We start from the raw sequence: 2317 nt of genomic DNA on the forward strand, positions 1-2317 counted from the left end.
GCACCGCCGACGCCGAGGCGCGCATGGCCGAACTCGCCGCGCTGGCCGAGACCGCCGGCTCCCAGGTGCTCGAAGGCCTGATCCAGCGCCGCGACAAGCCCGACCCGGCCACCTACATCGGCTCGGGCAAGGCCCGGGAGCTGCGGGAGATCGTCTTGGCGACCGGCGCCGACACCGTCATCTGCGACGGTGAGCTCTCCCCGGCCCAGCTGACCGCGTTGGAGAAGGCGGTGAAGGTCAAGGTGATCGACCGCACCGCGCTGATCTTGGACATCTTCGCCCAGCACGCCACCAGCCGCGAGGGCAAAGCCCAGGTGGCGCTGGCGCAGATGGAGTACATGCTGCCGCGGCTGCGCGGCTGGGGCGAATCGATGTCCCGGCAGGCCGGCGGCCGGGCCGGCGGCAGCGGCGGCGGGGTGGGGCTGCGCGGGCCGGGGGAGACCAAGATCGAGACCGACCGCCGGCGGATCCGGGAGCGGATGGCCAAGCTGCGCCGCGACATCAAGGCGATGCGCCGGATCCGCGACACCCAGCGCCACCGCCGGCTGGCCAGCGAGTTGCCGGCGGTGGCGATCGTCGGCTACACCAACGCCGGCAAGTCCAGCCTGCTCAACGCGCTCACCGGTGCCGGGGTGCTGGTGCAGGACGCACTCTTCGCCACCCTGGAGCCCACCACCCGGCGCGGCGTCATCGACGACGGGTCCAAGGCCGGGTTCGGCTTCGTGCTCACCGACACCGTCGGGTTCGTCCGGCACCTCCCCACCCAGCTGGTCGAGGCGTTCCGATCCACCCTGCAGGAGGTCGCCGACGCCGATCTGCTGCTGCACGTGGTCGACGGCGCCGACGCCAACCCGGCCGGCCAGATCGACGCGGTGCGGTCGGTGGTGCACGAGGTGCTCGCCGATAGCGACGGGATCGCCCGGCGGTCGATCCCGGAGTTGTTGGTGGTCAACAAGATCGATGCCGCCGACGAGCTGACCTTGGCTCAGCTGCGTCGGGCGCTACCGGATGCCGTCTTCGTCTCGGCGCGCACCGGTGAGGGCCTGCACCGGCTGCGGTCCCGGCTCGCGGAGTTGCTGGCCCGCTCCGATGTCGCCGTAGACGTCACCGTCCCCTATCACCGAGGTGACCTGGTCGCCCGGCTGCATGACGAGGGCCGGGTGGACGCCGTCGAGCACGGCGACGGCGGGACCCGGATCAAGGCCCGGGTGCCGGCCGCGCTGGCCGCTCGGCTGGCCGGGTTCGCCACGATCTGACCGGCCCGATGGCCTAATATCCCCAGCTGCCCGAGGGCTGCAGCACGAAGCGGTGCCCGGGGGGCGCCCGGCGGGCCGGTGAGGATGCAGGCGACCAGGTCTGAGCCGCTGCGACAGCTGATCGAATCACCGCCCATCAAGCCGGTGAGGGCGATCTTCTCACCGGCCGGCAGCGGCGCCCAGAGCAGCGCACGGGGCAGCGACTGGGCTTCGCCGCTGCGGCCGGCCGCTTGGGCGGCGGCGATCTTGGGCTCCAGATCCGCGCGGGCTGCGGCGATCGTGGCTTCGGCGTTGGTGACGCTTTCGGCCATCTCGGTTTTGGCGGTGAGGATGTCTCCACCGATGCCGCTGGCCTGCCCGGCCATCTGGGTGTATGCCTGGCACCGATCGCTCACGGTTTCGGTGCGCTGACGGATCACGTTGACCGCGGAGTCGATGTAGGCGCCTTGCTGCTCATCGGAGACGACCAGCGACAGGATGTCCTCTTGACCGGCGAGTTCCTCGCCCAACCACTGAGCCTCGCTGAGCAGTTTGGCGCCGTACTCCGTCCAACTGAACTCAGAGGACTGCGGCCAGCTGCCCGGCAAAATCTCCGCCGAATGCTCGGTCTCGGGCTTCGGAATATCAGGCACCGAGCCTCCTGGCCATCACTGCGGGGCCAACCGATCCCACAGGACGCCGGTGGCGGTAGACGCAGCCTTCGCCGCGGTGTGGGTGTTTCCATTCGTGGTGTCGAAGGTGCGGTAGGCGGTCGCCATAGTGTGCAGTGCCGCCCGGGTTGTCTCTATCGACTGGGACAGGATCAGCGTGGTGCCGGCGGGGTTTTTCGGTCAGCTTGGGCAGTGGGTAGTGGCTCGGGTGATGCCGGCGCCGTCGGCGCGGCGGTGGGGGTGGCTGGTGTGGTTGGGGCGTCGACCGATCTCCCGCCGATCGTTGTGGTGGTGATGATGGCGGCGATGGCTGCGCCGGCGGCGGCGGGGTGGGGGGGAAGGAACCAACGCAACCAACCCCCCCCGGCGGGGGGGGGGGTGCCCGGGAGGTGGTGGGGCTGGGGGGGGGAT

General features: G+C 70.9%; 1 protein-coding gene. It reads left to right on the top strand.

The genetic code is table 11. The features are described from left to right. Nucleotides 1-1256 (top strand): GTPase HflX (hflX, locus tag AC2VNT_RS08565; RefSeq protein WP_486946448.1); only part of this gene is annotated, 1256 nt, incomplete at its 5' end. Between the last annotated feature and the right edge of the window lie 1061 nt (nt 1257-2317).

The sequence above is a fragment of the Mycobacterium sp. TH-M15 genome (assembly GCF_057473705.1).